Annotated in this window: 22 protein-coding genes; 10 read left to right on the top strand and 12 right to left on the bottom strand. The window is 67.9% G+C overall.

The features are described 5' to 3' along the window. Positions 1-44: 44 nt before the first annotated feature. Both JVH1_RS27925 and JVH1_RS27920 read left to right on the top strand, forming a co-directional pair. Complete coding sequence (locus tag JVH1_RS27925) at positions 45-980, top strand: patatin-like phospholipase family protein (RefSeq protein WP_016882852.1); 936 nt, start codon at positions 45-47, stop codon at positions 978-980. Beyond that, complete coding sequence (locus tag JVH1_RS27920; RefSeq protein WP_371113049.1) at positions 977-2458, top strand: flavin-containing monooxygenase; 1482 nt, start codon at positions 977-979, stop codon at positions 2456-2458. The genes JVH1_RS27925 and JVH1_RS27920 overlap by 4 nt, the downstream gene beginning before the upstream one ends. Here JVH1_RS27920 and JVH1_RS27915 read toward each other — a convergent pair. From JVH1_RS27915 to JVH1_RS27895, 5 genes are all read right to left on the bottom strand, one after another. Beyond that, positions 2439-3584: an acyl-CoA dehydrogenase family protein gene (locus JVH1_RS27915; protein ID WP_371113048.1), complete on the bottom strand. Its 1146-nt coding sequence runs from the start codon at positions 3582-3584 to the stop codon at positions 2439-2441. The two genes, JVH1_RS27920 and JVH1_RS27915, sit on opposite strands and share 20 nt — an antisense overlap. 14 nt (positions 3585-3598) lie before the next feature. Beyond that, positions 3599-4780 (bottom strand): thiolase family protein, encoded by a 1182-nt coding sequence (locus JVH1_RS27910; protein WP_009474577.1) that lies wholly within the window; start codon positions 4778-4780, stop codon positions 3599-3601. Positions 4781-4872: 92 nt separating this feature from the next. Beyond that, a complete protein-coding gene (locus tag JVH1_RS27905) occupies positions 4873-6429 on the bottom strand; it encodes a GMC family oxidoreductase (RefSeq protein ID WP_009474578.1) in 1557 nt (518 codons plus the stop codon). Continuing rightward, complete coding sequence (locus tag JVH1_RS27900) at positions 6426-7985, bottom strand: APC family permease (protein ID WP_051004171.1); 1560 nt, start codon at positions 7983-7985, stop codon at positions 6426-6428. Before JVH1_RS27900 ends, JVH1_RS27905 begins: the two co-directional genes overlap by 4 nt. Positions 7986-8012: 27 nt before the next feature. Further along, entirely contained in the window at positions 8013-9515 is a 1503-nt protein-coding gene (locus tag JVH1_RS27895; RefSeq protein WP_051033665.1) for an aldehyde dehydrogenase family protein, read from the bottom strand. A 225-nt stretch (positions 9516-9740) separates the two neighbouring features. Between JVH1_RS27895 and JVH1_RS27890 the strand changes: the two genes are divergently transcribed. Next, the gene (locus JVH1_RS27890) at positions 9741-10688 is read left to right on the top strand and encodes an aldo/keto reductase (RefSeq protein ID WP_009474581.1); all 948 of its coding nucleotides are present in this window, start codon (positions 9741-9743) and stop codon (positions 10686-10688) included. Positions 10689-10690: 2 nt separating this feature from the next. Here the strand turns inward: JVH1_RS27890 and JVH1_RS27885 are convergent, their stop codons facing one another. Then, a complete protein-coding gene (locus JVH1_RS27885; protein WP_009474582.1) occupies positions 10691-11608 on the bottom strand; it encodes a tyrosine-protein phosphatase in 918 nt (305 codons plus the stop codon). 226 nt (positions 11609-11834) lie between these two features. On the opposite strand from JVH1_RS27885, the gene JVH1_RS27880 reads away from it, so the two are divergent. From JVH1_RS27880 to JVH1_RS27865, 4 genes are read left to right on the top strand one after another with little or no spacing between them, the layout of a single operon-like run. Next, positions 11835-12611 (top strand): SDR family oxidoreductase, encoded by a 777-nt coding sequence (locus JVH1_RS27880; RefSeq protein WP_009474584.1) that lies wholly within the window; start codon positions 11835-11837, stop codon positions 12609-12611. Between the two features lie 35 nt (positions 12612-12646). Next, positions 12647-13438 carry an SDR family NAD(P)-dependent oxidoreductase gene (locus tag JVH1_RS27875; RefSeq protein WP_009474585.1) on the top strand — a complete coding sequence of 264 codons (792 nt, stop codon included), beginning with the start codon at positions 12647-12649 and terminating at the stop codon, positions 13436-13438. 45 nt (positions 13439-13483) lie between these two features. Next, the gene (locus tag JVH1_RS27870) at positions 13484-14296 is read left to right on the top strand and encodes an SDR family oxidoreductase (protein WP_009474586.1); all 813 of its coding nucleotides are present in this window, start codon (positions 13484-13486) and stop codon (positions 14294-14296) included. Positions 14297-14329: 33 nt separating this feature from the next. Then, positions 14330-14740: a hypothetical protein gene (locus JVH1_RS27865; protein ID WP_011594800.1), complete on the top strand. Its 411-nt coding sequence runs from the start codon at positions 14330-14332 to the stop codon at positions 14738-14740. Positions 14741-14747: 7 nt separating this feature from the next. On the opposite strand, the gene JVH1_RS27860 is transcribed toward JVH1_RS27865, so the two are convergent. Beyond that, the gene (locus JVH1_RS27860; RefSeq protein WP_043778856.1) at positions 14748-15359 is read right to left on the bottom strand and encodes a maleylpyruvate isomerase family mycothiol-dependent enzyme; all 612 of its coding nucleotides are present in this window, start codon (positions 15357-15359) and stop codon (positions 14748-14750) included. 120 nt (positions 15360-15479) lie between these two features. On the opposite strand from JVH1_RS27860, the gene JVH1_RS27855 reads away from it, so the two are divergent. Next, positions 15480-16769 carry an HNH endonuclease signature motif containing protein gene (locus JVH1_RS27855; RefSeq protein WP_009474589.1) on the top strand — a complete coding sequence of 430 codons (1290 nt, stop codon included), beginning with the start codon at positions 15480-15482 and terminating at the stop codon, positions 16767-16769. Here the strand turns inward: JVH1_RS27855 and JVH1_RS27850 are convergent. Both JVH1_RS27850 and JVH1_RS27845 read right to left on the bottom strand, forming a co-directional pair. Then, complete coding sequence (locus JVH1_RS27850; RefSeq protein ID WP_009474590.1) at positions 16764-17177, bottom strand: PPOX class F420-dependent oxidoreductase; 414 nt, start codon at positions 17175-17177, stop codon at positions 16764-16766. The genes JVH1_RS27855 and JVH1_RS27850 overlap by 6 nt on opposite strands. Continuing rightward, complete coding sequence (locus JVH1_RS27845; RefSeq protein WP_009474591.1) at positions 17174-18349, bottom strand: hypothetical protein; 1176 nt, start codon at positions 18347-18349, stop codon at positions 17174-17176. Before JVH1_RS27845 ends, JVH1_RS27850 begins: the two co-directional genes overlap by 4 nt. A 96-nt stretch (positions 18350-18445) precedes the next feature. Here JVH1_RS27845 and JVH1_RS27840 point away from each other — a divergent pair, with 96 nt between their 5' ends. Next, positions 18446-19069, top strand: coding sequence for a hypothetical protein (locus JVH1_RS27840; protein ID WP_009474592.1), 624 nt, complete (start codon positions 18446-18448; stop codon positions 19067-19069). 6 nt (positions 19070-19075) lie between these two features. Here the strand turns inward: JVH1_RS27840 and JVH1_RS27835 are convergent, their stop codons facing one another. Next, positions 19076-20311: a type II toxin-antitoxin system HipA family toxin gene (locus JVH1_RS27835; protein WP_009474593.1), complete on the bottom strand. Its 1236-nt coding sequence runs from the start codon at positions 20309-20311 to the stop codon at positions 19076-19078. After that, positions 20311-20559: a helix-turn-helix transcriptional regulator gene (locus JVH1_RS27830; protein ID WP_009474594.1), complete on the bottom strand. Its 249-nt coding sequence runs from the start codon at positions 20557-20559 to the stop codon at positions 20311-20313. Before JVH1_RS27830 ends, JVH1_RS27835 begins: the two co-directional genes overlap by 1 nt. Before the next feature lie 198 nt (positions 20560-20757). Here JVH1_RS27830 and JVH1_RS27825 point away from each other — a divergent pair, with 198 nt between their 5' ends. Beyond that, a complete protein-coding gene (locus tag JVH1_RS27825) occupies positions 20758-21528 on the top strand; it encodes a deoxyribonuclease IV (protein ID WP_009474596.1) in 771 nt (256 codons plus the stop codon). Here JVH1_RS27825 and JVH1_RS27820 read toward each other — a convergent pair. Further along, positions 21525-22988: a SulP family inorganic anion transporter gene (locus JVH1_RS27820; protein WP_009474597.1), complete on the bottom strand. Its 1464-nt coding sequence runs from the start codon at positions 22986-22988 to the stop codon at positions 21525-21527. The two genes, JVH1_RS27825 and JVH1_RS27820, sit on opposite strands and share 4 nt — an antisense overlap. Positions 22989-23084: the final 96 nt, after the last annotated feature.

The following is a 23084-nucleotide window of genomic DNA, read 5'->3' as shown; positions in this document are numbered from 1 at the left end:
ATTTTCATATACCGCCGGTATCTGGTTTCTGCTAGCTTCTAGATATGACTTCGAGTGACATACAACCCAGCCGCGGACTGGTGATCGGGTGCGGCGGCACGCTCGGCGCGGCCTGGACCGTGGCGGCCCTGGTCGCCGTGAGCGACGCGCTGGGCTGGGACCCGCGCGACGCCGACGTACTCGTGGGCACGTCCGCGGGCGCCGAACTCGTCACCATGCTGGGCGGCGGGGCGGGCGTCGACGAACTGCTCGCGATGCAGCTCGGTGGGCTCACCCACCCGGCGCTCGACGGGCACCTCGCCGCCGCACCGGGACGGTTCCCGCCGCTCCCCGGACCGGGCCTCGGTTCGCCCGGCTTGTTGCGCCGCGGGCTCCCACCCCTGACCGCCGCGAGCGGCCTCCTCCCCCACGGCCGCGGCGATGCCGCGTGGCTCGACCGGCTCGCCCAGCGGTTCACCTGCCACTCCGGCTGGGTGCGCCACCCCGCGACGTGGCTGGTGAGCATGGACTACGACACGGGAGAGCGCATCGCATTCGGCTCACCCGGTGCACCGACCGCCACCCTGTCCGAGGCGCTGCGGGCGTCGTGGGCGATTCCCGGCTGGTATCCGCCGGTCCCCATCGGCGGCCGCCGGTTCGTCGACGGCGGTGCGGCGTCCACCGCATCCGCCGACCTGGTGCTGCCCCTCGAACTCGACGAGGTGATCGTGCTGGCACCGATGGCGTCGACGGGCCGCATCGCGGGCCGCGGGGCGGCCCGCGTCGAACGCCTGATGCTGCGGAACTGGATGAGTTCCGGGCTGGACGCCGAGATCGCGAAGCTGGAGGCGGCCGGCACCCGGGTGATCCGGCTCGACGCGACCGCCGAGGACCTCGCCGTCATGGGTCCGAACTTCATGGACGGACGGCGCCGGCTCGCCACCCTCGAACATTCCCTCGTCACCACCCGCGCTCAGCTCGCGAACGGAGTACGCGCATGACGCATTACGACATTCTGATCGTCGGTGCCGGGATCTCCGGCATCGGAGCAGCAATTCGCCTGAAGCAGAGCGGAATCGACAACTTCGCCATCCTCGAGAAGGGTGACGCGCTAGGCGGGACCTGGCGCGACAACACCTACCCGGGTTGCGCGTGCGACGTCCCCTCGGCGCTGTACTCCTACTCGTTCGCACCCAACCGGGAGTGGTCGCGGTTGTTCGCCGGACAGGAGGAGATCCGCCGGTACATCGAGCGCACCGCCGCCGAACACGGGGTCCCCGCACACGTGAAGTTCGGCACCGAGATGCAGCGCGCCCAGTGGAGCGAACAGAGCAGGCGGTGGACGGTGGACACGTCCGCGGGCACGTTCACCGCCAACGCCGTCATCGCCGCCGCCGGACCCTGGAACGAACCGCTCGTTCCCACCGTCCCCGGACTCGACACCTTCACCGGCGAGGTGTTCCATTCCTCCCGCTGGAATCACACCTACGACCTCACGGGCAAACGCGTCGCCGTCGTCGGAACCGGTGCATCCGCAGTGCAATTCGTCCCGGCGATCCAGCCGACGGTCGAATCGCTGCATCTCTACCAGCGCACCGCGCAATGGGTGCTACCGAAACCGGATCACACGCTGCCCGGTGTCGAGCGCGCGATCCTGCGCCGCGTGCCGGGTACGATCCGCGCCCTGCGACGCGTCGAGTACGCGATCATGGAATCGCTCGGACTCGGTTTCCGGCACCCGTGGATCCTGCGGGTGATCCAGCAGGTCGGCAAGGCGCAACTCCGCGCACAGGTACGCGATCCGAAGCTGCGCAAGGCCTTGACCCCCGACTACACGCTCGGCTGCAAGCGACTACTGCTGTCGAACACCTACTACCCCGCACTCACCCGCCCCAACGTCGAGGTGCACGCCAACGCCGTTGAGTCGGTGCGCGGGAACGTCGTCGTCGGCAGCGACGGCGCCGAACGGGAAGTGGACGCCATCATCTTCGGCACCGGGTTCCACATCCTCGACATGCCGATCGGTTCCAAGGTGTTCGACGGCGACGGCCGCAGCCTCGACGATCACTGGAAGGGCAGCCCGCAGGCCTACCTCGGCACCACCGTCGCGGGCTTCCCCAATGCGTTCGTCCTCCTCGGACCCGCGCTGGGCACCGGCCACACGTCGGCGTTCATGATCCTCGAGGCGCAACTCGACTACCTGATCCAGGCCGTCACCGCGGCTCGGAGCAACGGGTGGACCAGGATGGAACCGCGCCGGGAAGTGCAGGACGCGTTCAACGCCCAGGTGCAGGAAGCCCTGGCCACCACCGTCTACAACGCCGGTGGCTGCCAGAGCTACTTCCTCGACGTCAACGGCCGCAACAGCTTCAACTGGCCGTGGTCGACCGACCGCATGCGGCAGCGGCTCGGCCGGTTCGACGAGGCGGCGTACGACGTCTCGCGTGAGCCGGCGTCGGCTACAGCGACTTCGCGATGATTCCCTTCATCACCTCGTTGGCGCCCGCGTAGATCTTCTGGACGCGGGCGTCCTCGTACATCCGGGCGATCAGGTACTCACGCATGTACCCGTACCCGCCGTGCAACTGCACGCACCGGTCGATCACCGCGCACTGCTGCTCGGTGAGCCAGTACTTGACCATCGCCGCCTCGGACGGGTCCAGTTCCCCACGCAGGTGCGCCTCGATGCAATGGTCCAGGAACACCGCACACGTGCGGGCGATGGTCTGGCACTCGGCGAGCTCGAACGCCGTGTTCTGAAACTCGAACAGACTGTGCCCGAACGCCTGCCGCGACTTCGTGTACGCAACGGTGTCCTCCACCGCACGAGTCATCGCCCCGGACGCCTGCGCGCCGATGATCAACCGCTCCTGCACCAGCTGCGCCATCAGCTGCCCGAAACCCTGCCCCTCCTCACCGAGCAGGTTCGACACCGGCACCCGCACATCGGTGAACGACAACTCCGACGTGTCGGCGCCGTGCTGACCGACCTTGTCCAACACCCGCCCGACGGCGAACCCGGGGCAGTCCCGCAGATCCACGATCAGCAGCGCCACCCCCTTGGCGCCGGCCTTCGGGTCGGTCTTGACCGCCAGCACGATCATGTCGGCGGACGCGCCGTTGGTGATGAACGTCTTCGACCCGTTGACGACGTACTCGTCGCCGTCCCGGATCGCGGTGGTCTTGATCGCCTTGAGGTCCGATCCGGCGCCGGGCTCGGTCATGCCGATGGCGCCGAGGATCTCCCCGGTCGCCATCGACGGCAGCCAGGTCCTCTTCTGCTCCTCGGTGCCGTACTCGAGGAGGTAGTGCGCGACGATCCCCGAATGCACCGAGATGCCGAGCGCGAGGTCGCCGGCATAGCCCTGGGCCTCGAACACGGCGAGGTCGTGGGCGAACGTGCCGCCACCGCCGCCGTACTCCTCCGGGATCGAGCAGCACAGCAACCCCAGCTCGCCGGCCGCGAGCCACACCGCACGGTCGATGCGGTGCTGGGCGTCCCACTTCTCGTTGTGCGCGACCACCTCGCGTTCGAAGAACCCGACCGCGAGCTCGGACAGGGCCTTCACCTCGTCGTCGTGCCACGACGGGATGTGCTTCTTCATCGTCTGCCTCGGTTCTAGATGCGCCGGAAGAGTGCGGCGAGGGCCTGGCCGCCGCCGATGCACATGGTGACGATGCCGAGTTCGAGGTCGCGGCGCACGAGGTCCTTCGCCAGGCGCAGGCTCAGGATCGCGCCGGTCGCCCCGACCGGGTGACCCAGCGCGATCGCGCCGCCGTACGGGTTGGTCTTCTCCGGATTCAGCTTCGCGTCCCGGATCACGGCGACGGCCTGCGACGCGAACGCCTCGTTCAGCTCGATCACGTCGATGTCGCCGGGGGTGGTGCCGGTCTGCTCGAACAGATTCGCCAGCGCCAGCACGGGGGCGTACCCCATCAGAGCCGGGTCCATCGCCGCGGTCGCGACGGCCTCGAGCGTGACCAGCCCGGTCAGGCCCTTCTCCTGCGCGGCGGACTGCGTGGCCAGCACCAGGGCCGCGGCGCCGTCGTTGATACCGGACGCGTTGCCCGCGGTCACCGACCCGCCCTCCTCGAACGCCGGCCGCAGCTTCGCCAGGGTCTCGAGGGTGGTGTCGGGTTTGGGGTGCTCGTCGACGTCGATCGTCTTCGGGCGGCGGCCCCCGATCTCGACCGGCGTGATCTCTTCGGCGAACGCGGCCTTCGCGGCCTCGGAGGCGGCGCGGCGCTGGGATTCGACGGCGAACTCGTCCTGCTGCCGGCGGCTCACGTCGTACTTGCGCGCGACGGCCTCGGCGGTGCGGCCCATGTGCACCCCACCGAACGGGTCGGTCAGAATCGCGACCGTGCCGTCCACGAGTGTGCGGTCGCCGAGCTTGTAGCCGGAGCGGGCGGAGAAGTCGTAGAACGGCATCCGCGACATGCTCTCGTCACCGCCGGCGATGGCGAAGTTCACCCCGCCCCAGCGCATCTGCTGCGCCGCCGACCACACCGCCTGCAGACCGGACCCGCACAGCCGGTTGACGGTGTACGCGGGGGTCCTCTCCGGAAGTCCCGCGGCCAGGGCCACGCGGCGGGCGTTGTAGGCGTCCGGTCCGACCTGACCGATGCAGCCCATCACCACCTCGTCGATGTCCTCACCCGGCACCCCGGCACGCTCCAGCGCGGCCTTGACGGCGGTGGCACCCAGTTCGTGGGCGGGCACGTCCTTGAACGCACCACCGAAGCTGCCGATCGGGGTCCTCGCGCCGTCGACTACCACGATCGGTTCAGGAGAATTCATGACGTGCCCTTCCGTCTCTCTACCAGTACGGTGAGATAGTAGGACTTCAAAGTACCCGGCTGTTCACGCAGGTCCTCCGACACGTCGCCAGGTCAGGTTCCGCGGATCAGATCGGCGCACTTCTCGGCCATCGTCATGACCGTGATATTGGGATTGACGTAGGGCAGTTTCGGCATGGCGGACGCGTCCACCACCCGCAGATCGCGAACGCCCTTCACTCGCAGTTCCGGATCGAGAACGGCCATCGGATCGGTGGCCGCACCCATCCTGGCGGTCCCGGCGGGGTGGTACACCGTGTTGTGCGTCCGGTGCGCGTAGTCGATCAGTTCGTCGTCGGTGACCGCCTCCGGCCCGGGGGCCAGTTCCCTCGTGATCCAGCCGCGGAGAGGTTCCTGCTCGGCGATGCGGCGCGCCAGCCGGATCCCGGCAAGCATCACGGCCTCGTCGTGGCCGTCCGGGTCGGTGAAGTACCGGGGATCCACTCGCGGACGATCCCGGAAGTCGCGGGAACGCAGACGTACCGTTCCGCGAGAGAGTCCCTGCGTGACGTTCGGGGTGAGGCAGAAACCGTTGTCCGTGGTGGGGTAACCCCACCGGAGTGTGTTCATGTCGAACGGCACGCTGCCGTAGTGCATCATCAGGTCCGGATGGTTCAGCCCCTCCTCGGTGGTGGCGAACAATCCGATCTCCCACCACTGCGTGGACGTCTCGACCATCGGCCGGGACGCATCCCAGAACACCAGCCCTTCGACGTGATCGTCGAGGTTCTGCCCGACCCCGGGAGCGTCGACCCGAACCTGCACACCCATCTCACGCAGGTGCACCGTCGGCCCGATACCCGAGAGCATCAACAGTTTCGGTGTGTCGATGGCCCCGGCGGTGACGATCACCTCGCGGCGCGCCGAGACCGTGTCGTATCCGGTGAGATCGGGGCGCTGGTACCGCACGCCGGTCGCCGCCAGCGCGTCGTCGATGACGATCTCGCTGACCCGGCAGTCGGTGCGCACCTCCAGGTTGGGGCGTGACCCGAGAATCGGATGCAGGTAGGCGTGCGACGTCGACATGCGCGTGCCGCCCTCGGACGCGTTGATTTGGAACCACCCCGCCCCGTCGAGCACCGTCGTGCCCCGGTTGAACTGCACGGTGGGCAACCCGACCTTCGCCGCGGCCTCGAGCAGGGCCACGCCGCAGGGGTCGTGCGGCGGGACGTCGCGCAACCGCACCGGACCGCTGCGGCCGTGCTGCTCGCCGGGGGCGTCGTTGTTCTCCACCCGCGCCACGAGCGGCAGCACGTCCTTCGCGCCCCAGCCGGTGGCACCCGCCGCCGCCCAGTCGTCGAGTGTCTCGGCGGGTGGCCAGAACGCGATGCACGAATTGTGGGAGGAGCATCCGCCGAGCACCTTGGCGCGGGCGTGTCGCATGAAGCTGTTGCCCTTCTCCTGCGGCTCCACCGGATAGTCCCAGTCGTAGCCGGAGTCCAGCAGATGCATCCACTGCGACAGCTCGAGGACGTTGCGGTCACCGACGTCGGACGGCCCGGCCTCCACGAGGCAGACGGTCACCGAGGGGTCCTCGCTGAGCCGCGCGGCGAGCACACATCCGGCCGTTCCCCCGCCTGCGATGACATAGTCGAACACGGTGTCCGTCATGGCAGTTCGCTCTCCGCCTCGTCCTTCGACGACGCCGCGTGCGAGGCGAGACAGCCGATGTGGTTGCGGCCCTTCACCGCATACCAGAGGAGACCGAGCCCGAGAATGATGCCGATGTAGACGAACGCACCCCACGTGTTGTACCAGGGAGTGCCGTACACCTCGGGGCGCGGCCACGCGAGATTGAGCGCCATCCCCACTCCCCACAGCACGGCGAAGATGTTCACCGGAAGCCCCCACCGGCCCATCGTGAAATAGCCGCTCTCCGCGAGTTCCTTCGGCGGCCACTGCCCCTGCAGGCGTTTCTTCAGCAGTGGCCCGGTGACCATGAGGTACGCCAGGTAGATCATGATGATCGCGATCGATGTCAGCACCGTGAAGATCTGCGGCTGACCGATGTTGATGACGAGGATGAACGCCGCGAGCACACCGATCACGATGGCGGGGACCACGGGCGTCTGATGCTTCGGGTTGACGTGGGCCAGCCGCTCCCCGAAGGGCAATGCGTTGTCGCGGGCCATCGCGAACGTGAGCCGGATGGCCGCGGCGTGCACCGCGAGCGAACACACCGTGACCGCGACGACGATGCAGACCAGGAAGATCTTCCCGAGCGGTCCCCACATCACCTGCTCGACGATGTACTGCAGGCCGCCCTCGCTGCTGCCGATCAGCGGATCCTCGAGGTCGGGGGCTGCCATGACGGCGAATACCAGAATCGCCCCGCCGATGACGAACGACGCGAGGATCGCCCGCAGGATGGCCTTGGGAGCCGTCCGTCGTGGGTCGACGGTTTCCTCGCCGAGCGAACTCGCGGTGTCGAATCCGTACATCACGTACCCGGAGGCGAGTGACGCCACGAGGAACACCGTCAGATATCCACCGCTCTCCCCGGCGCCGTACCCGTGGGTGGAGAAGAACACGTCCGGACCGCGAGTGATGTTGGCGGCGAGGATGATCGCGATGAGGACGGCCGCGATCAGTTCGACGAACACACCCGTGCTGTTGATGAGAGCCATCAGCTTGACGCCGAACGCGTTGACCGCCGTGGTGAACGCGATCATGATGGTGCCGAGAATGACGGCGTTGGTGGCGAAGTCGTACTCACCGCTGCCGTCACCGATGATCTGGAATCCGCTCCACAACCGCGGCAGGTTGAGTTGCAGGGCGAGCACGACGGCCGAGAGGGTCACGATCGACGCGGTGAGCATCAGCCAGCCCGACGACCATCCCACGATCCTGCTGCCGAGCAGCTTGGCCCAGTTATAGACCGAGCCGGCGACGGGGTACTTGGCGGCGAGCTCCATGAAACACAGGGCGACGGCCATCTGCCCGACGAACACCATCGGCCAGGACCACAGGTACGCCGGTCCGGCGGTGCCGAACCCGAAGTAGAACAGCTGGAACGTGCCGGTGAGAATCGAGATGTAGCTGACTCCCGCCGCGAAACTGGCGAATTTGCCGAGGCTGCGGTCCAATTCCTGTTTGTACCCCAGTTCGCCGAGTCCACTGTCCCCCGGCGCACCTCCGTCACCCACTGCTCCGTGCCGAGTAGCCATGGTTCTCTCGCCTCTCCGTGCGCCGACCTAGCCGTTGTCGAACCACCCCGCCGCCGTGGGCGAGGTGTTGTGCCAGATATGTTTGGTCTCCTGGTATTCCGCCAGACCGGTGGGGCCGAGTTCGCGCCCGTTCCCCGACATCTTGAAGCCGCCCCACTCGGCGGCCGCGGTGTAGTAGCCGAAGTCGTTGAGCCACACCGTGCCGTGGCGAAGACCGCGCACCATCCGCTCGCCCCGCGCGCTGTCGGCGGTCCGGACGCCGGCGGCGAGGCCGTACTCGGTGTCGTTGCCCAGCCGCAGCGCCTCCTCCTCCGTGGTGAAGCTCTCGACCGTGAGGATCGGGCCGAACGTCTCCTCCTGCACGAGGCGCATGGTGCGGTCGCAGTGGTCGAAGATGGTGGGCAGGTAGTAGCTCCCGTCCGCCAACGCGGGATCGGAGGGCCGGGCACCCCCGGTCACCAACCGGGCGCCCTCGGAGAGGCCGAGCGCCACGTACCGTTCGACCTTCTCCCGGTGGGCCTCGGACACCAGCGGGCCGGTTCGGCTCGCGGGATCGAGACCGTTGCCCATCCGGATCTTCTCCGCCCGCGCGGCCAGTGCGGCGACGAACCGGTCGGCGATGGACTCCTCGATGATCAGGCGGGTTCCCGCCGAGCACACCTGACCGGAATGCAGGAACACCCCGGTGAGCACCTGGTCCACCGAATCGTCTCCGTCCGCGTCGGCGAAGACGATGTGCGGATTCTTGCCACCGAGTTCCACCGCCACCTTGGTGACGTTCTTCGCCGCGGTCTCGAGGATGACGCGTCCGGTCGCCAGCCCGCCGGTGAACGAGATGAAGTCGACGTCGGGGGTGCCCGTGAGCGCGGCGCCCAGCACGGCGCCACTGCCCTGCACGAGGTTCACCACCCCGGCGGGGACACCTGCTTCGGCGATCAGTGCGGTGAACGCGATGGTGCTGAGCGGGGTCACCTCGCTCGGTTTGAGGACCATGGTGCACCCGGCGGCCAGCGCGGGCGCCACCTTCCACGAGATCTGCAGCAGCGGGTAGTTCCACGGTGCGATGAGCACGCACACGCCGATCGGCTCGCGCACCACCCGGCTGATCACCTCGGGCCGGCCGACATCGACCAGAGCGTCGGCTTCGACCGCGGCGAGTTGCGCGTAGTACCGGAACACCGACACCACGTCGTCGATGTCGATCCTGCTCTCCTCCAGAGTCTTTCCGGTGTCGAGCGTCTCGATGCGTGCGAGGGTCTCCTTGTCGCGCTCGAGGAGATCGGCGATCCTCGCGACCAACGCCGTGCGCTCGGCGACGGGTGTGCAGGGCCAGGTTCCCTGGTCGAAGGCGGCGCGGGCCGCGGCGACGGCGCGGGTCGCGTCCTCCGGGGACGCCTCGTCGACGGTGGCGACCACCGATCCGTCGGCCGGATTGATGCAGTCCCGGGTCTCACCGGAGCTGGAGCGGATCCACTGCCCGTCGACGAACAGGCCCGTGTTCAAGAGGTCATCGATCGACTGGTCCTGCATCACTCAACTCCGTGTCTCGCCGGAACGAACGCACCCCCTTTACGGTATGCCGTCGGAGTCGCGGTGGGCGGGGATCGCGCACACATGTCCGATTCGCGACGGTATCCGTCGCCGAGAAGACTGTGTCCGGTAGCCGGACGCGCGTGCGCCTAGCGGCTGCGATAGCGTCGTCAGGCGAACTCTTCGCCCATTCCCGGACAGGACACACCTAGAAACGGAGCACCCGTGGTCGCGATCGGCAACTCGGATCTGGACATCTTTCCCCTGGCCCTCGGTGGTAACACCTTCGGCTGGACCAGTGACGAACCGACGTCGTTCGCGATCCTCGACGCCTTCGCCGCAGGCGGCGGCAACTTCGTCGACACGGCGGACTCGTACTCCGCGTTCGCCGAGGGCAACTCCGGCGGCGAGTCCGAGACCGTTCTCGGTAACTGGATGGCGTCCCGCGGCAACCGCGACCACATGGTGATCGCCACCAAGGTCAGCCAGCACCCGGAGTTCAAGGGCCTGGCCCCCGCCAACGTCCGCGCGGCGGCGGAGGCCTCCCTGAAGCGGCTGCAGACCGGCCACATCGACGTGTACTACGCCCACTTCGACGACGCCGACACTCCGCTCGTCGACACACTCGGCGCCTTCGACGAACTGGTCCGCGACGGACTCGTCCGCCACGTCGCCATCTCCAACTACTCGCCCGAGCGCATCCGCGAGTGGCTGTCCCTGACGGCCGAGAACGGCTTCGCGGCCCCGATCGCGCTGCAGCCGCACTACAACCTGGTGCACCGCCACGACTACGAGCCCGAGGTGGCCGCGATCGCCACCGAGAACGGCCTGGGCGTCTTCCCCTACTACTCGCTCGCCGCCGGCTTCCTGGCGGGCAAGTACCGCACCCAGGCCGACCTGGACGGTCAGCCCCGCCAGCGGATGGCGACCCGCTACTTCTCCGAGTCCGGCCTCGCCGTCGTCGACGCCCTGGCCGAGATCGCGGACACGCACTCGGCGGAGATCTCCACCATCGCGCTCGCGTGGCTCCTCACGCGGCCCGGCATCACCGCGCCGATCGCGAGCGCGAGCCGCCTCGAACAACTTCCCGCTCTACTCGACGCCCCCACCGTGACCCTGACCGCATCCGAGATCAGCCGGCTGACGACTCTCTCGGACGCGATCGGCGCCTGACCTCAGCTCAGCAGCTTGCCCCGGAGCCGGTCGACGGTCGCCGCACTCAGACCGAGCCCCTCGGTGAGATAGCGGTCGACCGTCCCGTACTGCTCGGTGAGCCGGCCGAGCCCGGCCTCGAGGTAACTCCGGTCGACGCCCAGCAGCGGCTGGTAGATCTGCGCCACCGCCTCACCGCGGCTGGCGGCGATCTGGTCGTACGTGATCTTCATCGACGCGGCCGTGTACTCGTTGGTGAGCAGATAGTCGTCGAAGATGGTGTCCCGCGAAACGCCCGCGATGGAAAGCAGCAGCGCAGACGCCCAGCCGGTGCGGTCCTTGCCCGCCGTGCAATGGAAGATCTGCGGCCCCTCGGTGTCGGCCAATGACGTCAGGAGTTGCGCGAACCCGGCCCGGGTCGCCGGGTCGTCGACGAAGCTGCGGTTCATCTGCTGCATGAACGCGACGGCGTCGGCGGGCGACTTCAGTTGCGCGACTGCCGCCCCCAGGTCTCCCGACAGGATGGGGATACCGAGGTACCGCGGCCCGGCCGGGAGCCGGTCGGGCTTCGCCGCCACCTCCTCGACGGTCCGCACGTCATACACCGCGGTCAGGCCGAGCCCGGTGAGAACAGCGAGATCCTGATCGTTCGGAACCAGCGCGTTCGAACGGTAGAACAGCCCCCTCGTGACGTGTCCTCCGCGGGCGGTGGCGTACCCCCTGCCCGATCCCCCGACATCGCGGAAGTTGTCGACCGACGCCAGTCGCGGAGTCTCGGCGACCGGGCCCGCGCTCCCGAAGTCGGACGAACCGAATCCCGGGAGACTGATTCCCGGCAGCGACAGCGGGTCCGCCGAAGCGAGCGCAGGCGTGCCGAAACCCGCGAACAGGACGCTGCCGGTGAGCAGCGCCGCGGCGGCGGAGGTGACGCGTCGAGACATGGGGGAAGCCTTTCGATGGGCCGTCGGGGAGATCCGCCCGTCCGGCATGTCCGGAACATCAGCGGGTAATCCACATCACAGTGGTCGGACGTTTCCCGTGGCTACGAGTTGTTCCGATCACCGGGAGAACCCGTTTCCCGCCGGCGGCGCCAACAGCAGACTCGGGCCGTCGGCAGCCGACGTGCCCGACGAAAGTGATTCATTGACGACGAGGATGTGAGCTGAGATGACCGAGACCGCACAGCAACTGGCGGGGAAGGTTGTGATCGTGACCGGGGCGGCGCGGGGGCTCGGCGCTGCCTTCGCCCAGCGCATCGTCGACGAGGGCGGCAGCGTCGTGGTCGGCGACGTTCTCGACGACGACGGCCGCGCGACCGTCGACCAGCTCGGTGACCGGGCGCGGTACAGCCACCTCGACGTCACCGACCCGCAGCAGTGGCAGGCCGCGGTCGACGTCGCAACGAGCGAATTCGGGCGCCTCGACGGCCTCGTCAACAACGCCGGCATCTCCACCGGCCAGTACATCGAGCACGAACCGCTCGAACACTTCCGGACGGTCCTCGACATCAACCTGACCGGCGTGTTCAACGGTCTGCAGGCCGTGATCGGCCCGATGCGCGCCGCCGGCGGCGGATCGATCGTCAACATCTCGTCGGCCGCCGGACTGATGGGACTCGCGCTCACCGCCGGTTACGGCGCGTCCAAGTGGGGCGTGCGCGGGCTCACGAAGATCGCCGCCGTGGAACTGGGCACCGACCGGATCCGCGTCAATTCCGTCCACCCCGGAATGACGTACACCCCGATGACCGCGGGCCTCGGAATCCAGCAGGGCGAGGGCAACTACCCCAACACCCCCATGGCCCGGGTCGGGGTGCCCGAGGAGATCGCCGGCGCCGTCGGATTCCTACTGTCCGACGCGTCCACGTACGTCACCGGGGCGGAACTGGCCGTCGACGGCGGATGGACCGCCGGGCCGACCGTCAAATACGTCATGGGCCAATGAGATCGAATTCGGAAAACACACGAGGAGCACAGACGATGAATCGATTCGACAACCGGCGGATCCTGGTGACCGGAGCCGCATCGGGCATCGGACAGGCCACCGCCCTCCGCCTGCTCGAGGAAGGCGGCACCGTCGTGGCAGCCGACGTGTCCGAGGACGGCCTCGCGCGGACGGCGGAACTGGCCGAGGCGGCAGGCACGGCAGGGCGACTCAGCGTGGCCGCAATCGACATCGGCGACGAGAAGTCCGTCACCGACGGCGTGAACAGCAGCGTCGAGAAACTCGGCGGACTGAACGTACTCGTGAACGCCGCCGGCATCCTCCGCGCCTCGCACACCCACGAAACGTCGCTGGACGTGTGGAATCAGGTGATCGGGATCAACCTCACCGGCACGTTCCTCATGGTCCGCGAATGCCTGCCCGCACTGCTGAACAACGAACGCAGCGTCGTCGTGAACTTCAGTTCCACCTCCGCCGCGTTCGCGCACCCCTACATGGCCGCGTACGCCGCGAGCAAGGGCGGCATCCAGTCGTTCACCCACGCGCTGGCCCTCGAATACGGCAAGCAAGGTCTGCGCGCCGTCGGTGTCGCACCCGGCAGCATCAAGACCGGCATCACCGACGCCACATCCGGATACGTTCCGTCCGACGCCGATTGGAGCCTGTTCGCCAAACTCTCACCCATCCTGCCCACCACCCTGGAATCGGGCGGCGCGGCCATGGGCGGACCCGAGCAGGTCGCCGGAGTCGTCGCCATGCTCGCCTCCGACGACGGCGCGTTCGTCACCGGAACCGAGATCCGCATCGACGGCGGAACCCACGCCTGACCGGTGAACCCTTGCGCGTGCGACGGCGGCACGTAGGTTGGACACATGAGCCTGCCCACCCCTGCCGCCGATCGCACCGCCCTCGTCACCGGAGCGTCGTCCGGGATCGGCGCGGCCCTCAGCCGTGAACTCAGCCGCCGCGGTCACCAGGTGGTGCTCGTCGCCCGCCGGGCCGAGAAGTTGGAGGAACTGGCCACCGAACTGCGGGCGGCCGGCGGTCGGGCGCATGTGCTGGGTGCCGATCTCCCCGACCGCTCGGCCCGCGCGACGCTGCTCGACCGGGTCGGCGAGCTCGGACTCACCCTCGACATCCTCGTCAACAACGCCGGCCTGTCCACGCTCGGCCCGGTGGCCGCGTCCGATCCGGACGCCGAGATGAACATGATCGAGGTCGACGTCATGGCCGTCGCCGACCTCTGCAGCCGCGCCCTGCCCGGCATGGTGCAACGACGCCGCGGCGCCGTCCTCAACGTCGCGTCCACGGCCGCGTTCCAGCCACTGCCCGGACAAGCCGCCTACGCCGCCGGAAAGGCATTCGTCCTCTCCTACACCGAGAGCCTCACCGGCGAACTGAAGGGCACCGGCGTCACGGCGACCGCCCTCTGCCCCGGACCCGTCGACACCGGTTTCGGTGAGACAGCCGGCTTCGCGAAGGAAGACGCCGAAGCCGCACTGCCCAGCTTCATGTGGGAAAGCCCCGAATCCGTGGCCAGGACCGGAATCGACGGCCTCGACAAGGGGCACATGATCGCCATCCCCGGCCTCGCGAACCGGGCCGCCTCCGTGTTCGCCCACCTCGCGCCGAACAAACTCCTCGTCCCGGTCCTGGCCAGCCGTCATCCCGGTTTGCGGACGTAGAAACTGCCGCCGGTTTACCCTGGCCTGGTGGAGATGACTACCGCTACTCGCCGATTCACACAGAGCACCGCGACCGTGGCCGTCGCCGCAGCCGCCCTTCTCGGGAGCGCCGGTGTGGCCGCCGCCGACGAATGGCCGCCGGTACCCACCGAGCCCAGTCCGGTCGCGCCGTTCGACAACCAGAACTTCCTCACCCCCACCGATCTCGACTATTGGAATCCGTTCGTCAGCGCGAACCGGCTCACGTCGCCGTTCGGAACCGCCAACCGCATCGTCTGCACCGCTTTCCACGGCGTGCTGCTCGACTGCTGGCAAGCCGATCAGAACGGGCAACCACACAAACTCGTCAAGTTGTCCATGGACTTCCCCGGATCGCTCGGCGCCACCCTCCCCGGCGGAGGTCCCGGACACTTCGTCTACCCGGGCTTCATTCCGGGTATCTGAACCCGACTTATAACGGGTCGCCCGCGACCCGTCCTGCCGGCAGCGTGCGGCCGCAGATCATCAGCGCGAGATCCTCGCCCGTTCCCCGTAATTCGGCGCCCCACCCGTACGACCAGTCGAGGTCCGTGGCCCGCAGGCCACGTCCCTCGATGCCGACGCCGAAATTCGAGTGCCCGCCACCCGCCGTGAGGTCGTTGAGAACGACCCGCATCGTCCCCTCCGGTACGTGTCGCGGCAGCCCGAGCGGCACGGTGGCGTCGAGACCGTGGATCACCACGTGGTTGAGCGCGCCGTGGTAGCCACCGCCCGGCGGAGTCCAGCGGCGCATGATGTCCGCGCGCAGGCAGGCGACGAGTTCCTCCGGCGCCAATTCGGCGTCGCTACGGGCGATCTCGTTGGACAGCCGGGTGAAATCGAACTCGCACTCACGCAGGCGCGCCATGAACTGCTCCTCGGAGTAGCGCGCAGCCATGGTGAGATGCGCGACCACTTCTCGAATCCGCCAGCCCTCGCACAGGGACGGTGTGTCCCACTCCGCATCCGAGATCCCGTCGAGCAGATCGGCGAGTGCCGAGAACTCGTTCGCAACCGCCCGTTGCAGATCGGCATCATCGGTCATCGCACCCAACCCCCACATCATTCTCGACGAGAGTTCCCACACCACCGTAGCCGGGTATTGCCCTGGTCGAACATGATTGGTAAGGTCGAACATACATTCGAACCTTGGGGGAGGTTGGTTGTGGGGGAATTGATTGCAGCGGATCTGGCCGAGTTGCGTGCGTTCACGGCGCGGCTGCGGAGGGTTTCCGTCGACGGAGATGCGGGGTTGGGGATCGAGTGGCTCGACGCGATCGAGGCGTTGAAATCGGTCGGGTGCGCGGCGCAGGCGGTGATCACCGACGGCGTCGTCACGAGTATCCGTGCGGACCGCAAGGCTCGGGGGTTGCCGCGAGCCGACTGGGACCGCGGCATCGCGTCGCAGATTGCGTTGGCGCGCAGGGAATCCCCAAATCGCGGCGGGCGGCATCTCGAATTCGCGCAGGCGCTGGTGCACGAGATGCCGCACACCCTGGCGATGTTGCAGACCGGCCGGTTGAACGAATGGCGTGCCACCCTGCTCGTGCGCGAAACAGCGTGCCTGTCCGCGGCGGATCGGGGCATCGTGGACCGCCGGTTGTGCTCGGACCCGGCCACTCTCGACGGCGTCGGCGACCGCGGTCTGATCGCGCGCGCGAAAGCGTTGGCGGTGGAACTCGATGCCGCGGCGGTCGTGGCCCGGCATCGTAAGGCGGTGTCGGAGCGTCGGGTGACGACACGGCCGGCGCCGGACTCGATGGCCTACCTGAGCGTGTTGATGCCGGTGGAGCAAGCGGTGTGTTTGCAGGCCACGCTGGGTCGGGATGCGGACAGTCTCATCGCGACCGGGAACAGCGGCGGCCGTACCCGCAATCAGCTGATGGTGGACTTGTTGTTCGACCGCGGCACCGGAGCATCAGTGGCGTCGGGGGTTCCGGTGGCGGTGAATCTGGTGCTCTCGGACGAGACCCTGCTGGCCGGTGGTCGCGAGGCCGCGCACTTGCAGGGGTTCGGGCCGGTGCCGGCGGGAATCGCCCGGCAGTTGGTGGCCGACGCCGTCGACAGTGACACCGCGACGTCGCTGCGGCGGGTGTATTCGTGCCCGCAGTCGGGGGCATTGACGGCGATGGAATCGCAGTCGCGCACGTTCCCGAAAAGCCTCGCCACACTGATCGACCTCCGGGATCGGACGTGCCGCACCCCGTGGTGCGACGCGCCGATCCGGCATCACGACCACATCCGCTCACACCGAGAATCCGGTGCCACGACGGCGGACAACGGGTCCGGGCTCTGCGAGGCCTGCAACTACGCGAAGGAAGGCGACGGATGGTCCGCCCGCCCCGTACACAACCCCGGCGGCACCCACCTCATCGACCTCGGCACCCCGACCGGGCACCACTACCGATCAACCGCGCCGCCGCTCCCGACCCCGGCGCACCTACGCGCGTCATGACGCGGTGGGCGTTACCCTCTCGGTCGCCGGGGTGATCCGTAATAGCACCCGCGGCTTCTGCCGACGCGCGAGGATGCGTTCGACCAACATCACGATCCGGTATTCCAGCCCGTACTCGTCCCGGATGGTGTCGGCCATCCTTCGGCTAGTGGACTCGTCGGTGACGATCTCGGCCACTGCGACTACCGGGTCTACCCCGGTTTCCACTTTTCCCCGCCGCGAACATGGGCGAATTTCGACGCTCGGGTTGTTGCGTAGCCGCTTCACCTTTCCGCTGTCCTCCGGAGTGGTGACGACCAGAGCGTCGCCGTCGCGCGCGATCCAGACCGGCGTCGACACGGGCTCCCCGGACCGGCGGAACGTGGTGAGGGAGACGAAAGATTCGTCTCCCAGCGCGGTGAATGTCACTTGTTCCCACCTGACCAGGACGTGAGTTCGGCGATGTCTCCGTACAGCGTCGACTGGTAGGTGAGCATCAGCTCCTCCACCCCGCCGAACTGATCGCCGACGTGATGGGTGTTCTCCGCCGACAGCTCGCGGTCACCGGAGCGTGCGATGAGTTCGTCGATGCGGCTGTCGAGACTCATCGCCCGGTTGACCGCCAGCACGGACCGCAGTTGCACCTCGGCTCGGGACAGCAGGTCGCCGATTCGTGCGAGTGCGGCGACGCGGTCGACCAGTTGATCCCACACCGGCTTCAGTGCGTTCTGCCGGGCCTCGATCTGTTGACGGGCTGTGTCGGAATGGGTGGCACGCAGCGCTTCGTCGAGTTCGGTCCGGATTCCGCGCAGCGCCACGGTATCGACGGCGATCTGCGTCAGTTCCTCGGCGAGGTCGAGTTGGTACCGCTGGATCGCGAAGTGCTCCGAATGCCAGACTGCGGAACCGTCGATCCTGTCGAAGAGCATCCCCGCCAGGTAGAGCAGGGTGTCGTACGAGTCGGCGAATCTGTCGTTGTCGAGATCGACGCCCTTACCGATGGCCTCGGCGACGCGGCGGCCGACTGCGGCCATCGGGGTGTTTTCGGCGGCCTGGCCGAGGCGTTCCGCCGCGGTGCCGCGCGCGTAATTGCCTGCACGTTCGAGCGCGGTGCCGGCGATCGGCGCCGGTGTGCGTTGCAGCGCCCGGAACAGCGCCTCACGCTGTTCGAGATCGAGATGGACACCCTCACGCCGATCCCGGCGCATCGCCCGGACGCCGTTGCCGTAGTGCGCCGGCGACATCACGACCGCAGCCCGAGACGACTGCAGCTTGCGGGCCAGTTCGGTGGCACGGTATTTGAACAGTAGTTGCGCCGGTCCGGGACGCAGGCTGTCGGCGCGGCGCGCCACCTGGTGGTACTCGTCCGTCAGCAGTCGCAGCGCCCCGAAGCCGCCGATCGACGGGATGGTGCGGCCGGCGCGACGCCGGTGGGTGAGTACCTGCCGGGTGGGCGAATCGAGGTGTCCGGCGGCGATCAATACGGCAGCGGCGTCCGACAACGGGGCGTGCGTGCCCGTGATCGCGGATCGTTCACACCATTGGCGGACCTGCAGGGAGATGCGTGCACGCCGCTCCTCGTACTCGGTGCTTTCCGACATCGGACCTCCTGGCCGTTCACTGGTCACCACTGTCCCAGAATTTCCTCGGACGCGCCGCGACCACTCGAGGCGGGGTGCGGATCTAGGCTCTCCCTCATGACCTTCACGTTGCGTGCGGTACTTCTGTTCGCGACAGCGTTGGTGGTGGCCGGTTGCGGTCGCGCGGTCGACGGATCCCCCGAGACCGGCGCCGTCGCGGGGCCCGCGACCACCCCGACGGTGACGACCACACCGAAGACCACCGCACCGAAGACGACCACCACCACGACGACCACCACCACCACGACGACCACCACCACGAACACCCCGGCCCAGGCAAACCCGCAGACGTTTGCGGGCACCGCGGCGGGGAGCTACTACTTCACGACACCGAGCACCAAGTTCCACTGTGCGATCCTCACCGGCGGCGACGTCCCGACCGCCGGCTGTCACGGCCCGATGCCGGCGTCGGCGCCGAAGGTTCCGGGCGCCGGCGCGTCCGGCACCCCGGTGACGCCCAACGCGATCGAGGTCGCCGGTGGCCGCCCCGGTCAGTTCGCCAGCGCCGGCGACCCCCGGTACTACCCGCTCGACCGATCTGCCGCCCCCGCACTGTCGTACGGCACCGCGTTACACGTGAACGATTTGACGTGCCTCGTCGACGAGACGTCCGGGGTCACGTGCCGCAGCGACGCGGGCCACGGATTCACGCTCTCGGACAGCGCGTTTCGAGTGTGGTGAGCCGGCTCAGCCCAGTTCGTCCGAGCGCCGTTCCATCAGTGTGCGCAGCTGGGCGTTCTCCTTCGCGGTGAAGCCGATCGTCTCGATCTCCTCGATGCCACGCCCGATGCCCTTGCGGACGCCGTCGAGCATTCTGGTGACCGCGCGTTCGGGAACACCCAGCCGCCCGCCGGACTCGACGAAGTGCCTGCGGTTCAGCTTGTTCGCCTTGCCGTAGAAGTCGAGGGCCATCGGGTCGCGCCATCCGAGGTACGGCTGGGTGCACAGCAGGTCGTAGGCCGGTGTGACACTCCACAAACCCGATGCGGCGAGCTGCACCGAGAAGTTCTTGCCGTGCAGGTCACCGTTCCCGATCGCGTACGAATAGGCCACCAGCCGAAGCAGCTCCAGGGTGGCGACCCGGGCCGAACCGCCGCCGCGCTCACACACGCCGGCGAGTGCGGTGATCACGCTCTCGGTCTTCAGCCGGTACTTGGCGGCGGGGAACATCCCCATCACCTGGCACGCATCCTCCTGCGGTGTGCGGATGACGCGGCCGGACGGATCGACCCGCCGGTCGAAACGGGCGACGAGCAGACCGGCATTGCCCTTCCCGTCGCGCACCAGCTGATGGTCGGCGACGGGCAACCCGCACTTTGCGGCGAGTCCCATGAAGAAGTGCTCGTTCTCGACCAACTGCGGATATCCCTGCGGTGGCGAGAGTTTGAGGATGGCGGGACCCTTGTCGGTCGCGATCGGCGTCGAGTACATCTGAGCCGACACCTTCGCCTGCACACCGGGCAGCGAGGTGGGGTCCAGTTTCACCGCCTCGTGCCCCGACATCTGCTCGAACAACGCCCGCAGGTCCTGGCGCTCGACCGCGTCGGGGTCGAACACCGGTGCGGTCTCGGGCGGCGGCGCCCCGGCGGGAAGCACGCGCACGTCGCCGATCGTGTCGGCCCCGACCGCCATCAGGATCGTGAGGTGATCGTCCTCGGACGTCTTGGTGGCCGCCACCGCACCCCGCAGCCGGATTCCCTCCGGGAGGAGACCCGCGAAGAACGGCGGAACGCTGCCCCCACTCGCGCGCACCTCGGTCGACGACGTGGGGATCGTCCACGCGACCTGCGGGGCGCCGGGGTCCTGCAGGTACGTGGCGTCGTAGCGGAAGACGACGTCGCCGCCCTCCCGCGCGAGACTGCCCGCGAGGCGCTCACCCTTGTAGACGTCGGCACGGTCGACGTTGCTGAGGTTCTCGACCATCAGGACGCCACCTCCACGCCCGAGCGGGTGACGAGCGCCAGACGGCAGCCCATCGCATCTGCGACGGCGTCGACGAGATCCAGTTGCACGGTCCCCCGACCCGATTCGATCGACTGCACGCTGGACCTCGACACCCCGGCCAGGTCGGCCAGCTCCGCCTGCGTCAGCCCGAGCTGATGTCGCCGCGCCACGAACCCGTCGGCGACCCCGCCGGTCTCGGTTCGCTCGCGGCGGCGTGGGGTTGCCATGAAGCCTCCCTGATCGGTGCAATGCTTTTCGACGGATGCTTAAAGCCAGTGTGCGCCGATTCTGTCTCGAAGTCCATATCTATGACTGCGATAGCAAGCTTAAGGTGCGAGAAGAACGGAAAATGGATGGCCTTCGGCTTTAAGCATGCGAACACAAGCACAAGGCACCTCGTCACACCCACCCCCTACCCTGGATACATGCGCATAGGAGCACACGTCCGCCAGGACGAAGATCCGATCGGATACGGCGAACGGCTCGGCGCCGACGTCATCCAGATGTTCCTCACGGACCCGCAGAAGTGGGACAAACCGCCGACGCATCCGCGGACCGACGAGATCCGGAACAGTCCCATCGACGTCGTCGTGCACTCGTCGTACGTGATCAACGTAGCCAGCCTCAACAATCGGCTCCGGATGCCGTCCCGCAACGCCGTCGCGCAGCAGGCGCAGGCCGCCGCCGACATCGGCGCGTTCGGCCTGGTGGTCCACGGCGGGCACGTCCGCGACGGCGAGGACGTGAACGCAGGGATCGTCAACTGGCGCAAACTCTTCGAACGCCAGGCCGACAAGGGCGGATTCCCGGTCCCCATCCTGATCGAGAACACGGCAGGCGGCGACTTCGCGATGGCACGGCACTTCGACGCCATCGACCGGCTGTGGCAGGAGGTCGGCGATTTCGGCGCCGGATTCTGCCTCGACACCTGTCACGCGTGGGCGGGCGGCGAGGAACTGGTCGGTGTCGTCGAACGCATCAAGGCCATCACCGGACGCATCGACCTGGTGCACCTCAACAACTCCCGCGACGAGTTCAACTCGGCCCGCGACCGGCACGCCAACCTCGCCGAGGGAACCATCGACGCCGAACTGCTCGCCGAGGTCGTGCGCACCGCCGATGCGCCCGTCGTCCTCGAGACGCCGTCGGAGGGGCTGGCCGAGGACCTCGCGTACCTGCGGGAAACCGCGGGCTAGTCGCCCAGCCGGCCGGTCAGCCTGCGGTACCGCTCCTCGCTGACCGGGTTCAGGCCCTCCACGGTGACGTCGGTGCCGCGGCTCGCGTACTTGGTGGTGATGCCATCGAGCGCGGCCACGGTGGACGCGTCCCAGATGGTGGCGCCTGACAGATCGATCACGACGCGGCCGGGGTCGTCGGCGTAGTCGAACGAGAACACGAGGTCGTTCGACGAGGCGAAGAAGAGCTGACCGCTCACCCGGTACATCTTCACGTCGCCGTCGAGTTCGCCGCGCACGTCCACCATGTGGGCTACCCGGCGTGCGAACAGAACCATCGCCACCAGCACGCCGACACCCACACCGACCGCGAGGTTGTCGGTGGCCAGGGTGCCCGCCACGGTGCTGAGCATCACCATCGTCTCGCTCAGCGGCATCCGCCGAAGCGTGCGGACGCTGTGCCAGTCGAAGGTCGTGGCGGCCACCAGCACCATCACGGCGACGAGCGCCGCCATCGGAATGGTCCCCACCACGTCGCCGAGCCCGACCACGAGAATCAGCAGAAACGCACCGGACAGGAACGTCGACAACCGGGTTCGCGCGCCACCGGTCTTGACGTTGATGATGGTCTGCCCGATCAGTGCGCACCCGCCCATGCCGCCGAAGAGACCGGTCACGATGTTCGCGACGCCCTGCCCCCACGACTCCCGCGTCTTGTCCGAGTGCGTATCGGTGACGGAGTCCACGAGCTTGGCGCTCATCAGCGATTCGAGCAGTCCGACGACGGCCATCGCCAGCGCGAACGGCGCGATGATCTTCAGGGTGTCGACGGTGAGGGGAACGTCCGGCAACCCGATCAGAGTCGGCAGTCCGTCTGGCAGTTCACCCTGGTCCCCGACGGTGGGCACCGCGACACCGGCGAGGACGGTGAACGCGGTGAGACCGACGATCACCAGCAGCGGGGCGGGCACCGCCGTGGTCAGCTTCGGGATCCACACGAGCAGCGCCAGACCGGCGGCGAGCAGCGCGTACACCGCCCACGGCACATTCGTCAGATACGGGAACTGGTGCACGAAGATCAGGATTCCCAGCGCGTTGCAGAACCCCACCATCACGCTGCGAGGCAGGAACCGCATGAGCCGCGCCACCCCGAGGACGGCGAGGAGGATCTGCATCGCACCGCCGAGGAAGACGGCCGCAATGAGGTACTGCAAACCGTGTGACGCCATGAGCGGGGCCAGCACCAGCGATACCGAACCGGTGGCCGCCGAGATCATCGCGGGACGCCCACCGGTGAATGCGATGGTCATCGCCATGATCGCGGCGGTGAACAAGCCCACCCGGGGATCGACCCCCACGATGATGGAGAACGACAACGCTTCCGGGATGAGGGCCATCGCCACGACGAGCGCGGACAACGACTCGATACGAAACACCGTCGGATGCAGCCACACCGGCCGTCGGAGATCGAGAGAGGGCACGGGGAGACAAACCTACTTCCTGAGGAGACCGGAAGATCCTATCCGGGTAGCGTTCGACCAGTACGGTTAGCTGATCCGCCGACAGAGGAGGAACCC

Source organism: Rhodococcus sp. JVH1 (assembly GCF_000280725.2).
GTDB classification, from domain to species: domain Bacteria; phylum Actinomycetota; class Actinomycetes; order Mycobacteriales; family Mycobacteriaceae; genus Rhodococcus_F; species Rhodococcus_F jostii_A.
Note: the sequence above shows the minus strand (reverse complement) of the source record. Positions and strands in the feature narration are given on the sequence as shown.

Bases quoted from the DNA above. Each gene is read 5' to 3' on its own strand.
- JVH1_RS27905 (WP_009474578.1), bottom strand. From the start codon at position 6,429: ATGACGGACACCGTGTTCGACTATGTCATCGCAGGCGGGGGAACGGCC.
- JVH1_RS27860 (WP_043778856.1), bottom strand. From the start codon at position 15,359: ATGACCGATGATGCCGATCTGCAACGGGCGGTTGCGAACGAGTTCTCG.
- JVH1_RS27845 (WP_009474591.1), bottom strand. From the start codon at position 18,349: ATGTCGGAAAGCACCGAGTACGAGGAGCGGCGTGCACGCATCTCCCTG.
- JVH1_RS27835 (WP_009474593.1), bottom strand. From the start codon at position 20,311: ATGGTCGAGAACCTCAGCAACGTCGACCGTGCCGACGTCTACAAGGGT.
- JVH1_RS27915 (WP_371113048.1), bottom strand. From the start codon at position 3,584: ATGAAGAAGCACATCCCGTCGTGGCACGACGACGAGGTGAAGGCCCTG.
- JVH1_RS27880 (WP_009474584.1), top strand. From the start codon at position 11,835: ATGACCGAGACCGCACAGCAACTGGCGGGGAAGGTTGTGATCGTGACC.
- JVH1_RS27925 (WP_016882852.1), top strand. From the start codon at position 45: ATGACTTCGAGTGACATACAACCCAGCCGCGGACTGGTGATCGGGTGC.
- JVH1_RS27895 (WP_051033665.1), bottom strand. From the start codon at position 9,515: ATGCAGGACCAGTCGATCGATGACCTCTTGAACACGGGCCTGTTCGTC.
- JVH1_RS27920 (WP_371113049.1), top strand. From the start codon at position 977: ATGACGCATTACGACATTCTGATCGTCGGTGCCGGGATCTCCGGCATC.
- JVH1_RS27830 (WP_009474594.1), bottom strand. From the start codon at position 20,559: ATGGCAACCCCACGCCGCCGCGAGCGAACCGAGACCGGCGGGGTCGCC.
- JVH1_RS27840 (WP_009474592.1), top strand. From the start codon at position 18,446: ATGACCTTCACGTTGCGTGCGGTACTTCTGTTCGCGACAGCGTTGGTG.
- JVH1_RS27865 (WP_011594800.1), top strand. From the start codon at position 14,330: ATGACTACCGCTACTCGCCGATTCACACAGAGCACCGCGACCGTGGCC.
- JVH1_RS27870 (WP_009474586.1), top strand. From the start codon at position 13,484: ATGAGCCTGCCCACCCCTGCCGCCGATCGCACCGCCCTCGTCACCGGA.
- JVH1_RS27910 (WP_009474577.1), bottom strand. From the start codon at position 4,780: ATGAATTCTCCTGAACCGATCGTGGTAGTCGACGGCGCGAGGACCCCG.
- JVH1_RS27825 (WP_009474596.1), top strand. From the start codon at position 20,758: ATGCGCATAGGAGCACACGTCCGCCAGGACGAAGATCCGATCGGATAC.
- JVH1_RS27885 (WP_009474582.1), bottom strand. From the start codon at position 11,608: ATGTCTCGACGCGTCACCTCCGCCGCCGCGGCGCTGCTCACCGGCAGC.
- JVH1_RS27875 (WP_009474585.1), top strand. From the start codon at position 12,647: ATGAATCGATTCGACAACCGGCGGATCCTGGTGACCGGAGCCGCATCG.
- JVH1_RS27900 (WP_051004171.1), bottom strand. From the start codon at position 7,985: ATGGCTACTCGGCACGGAGCAGTGGGTGACGGAGGTGCGCCGGGGGAC.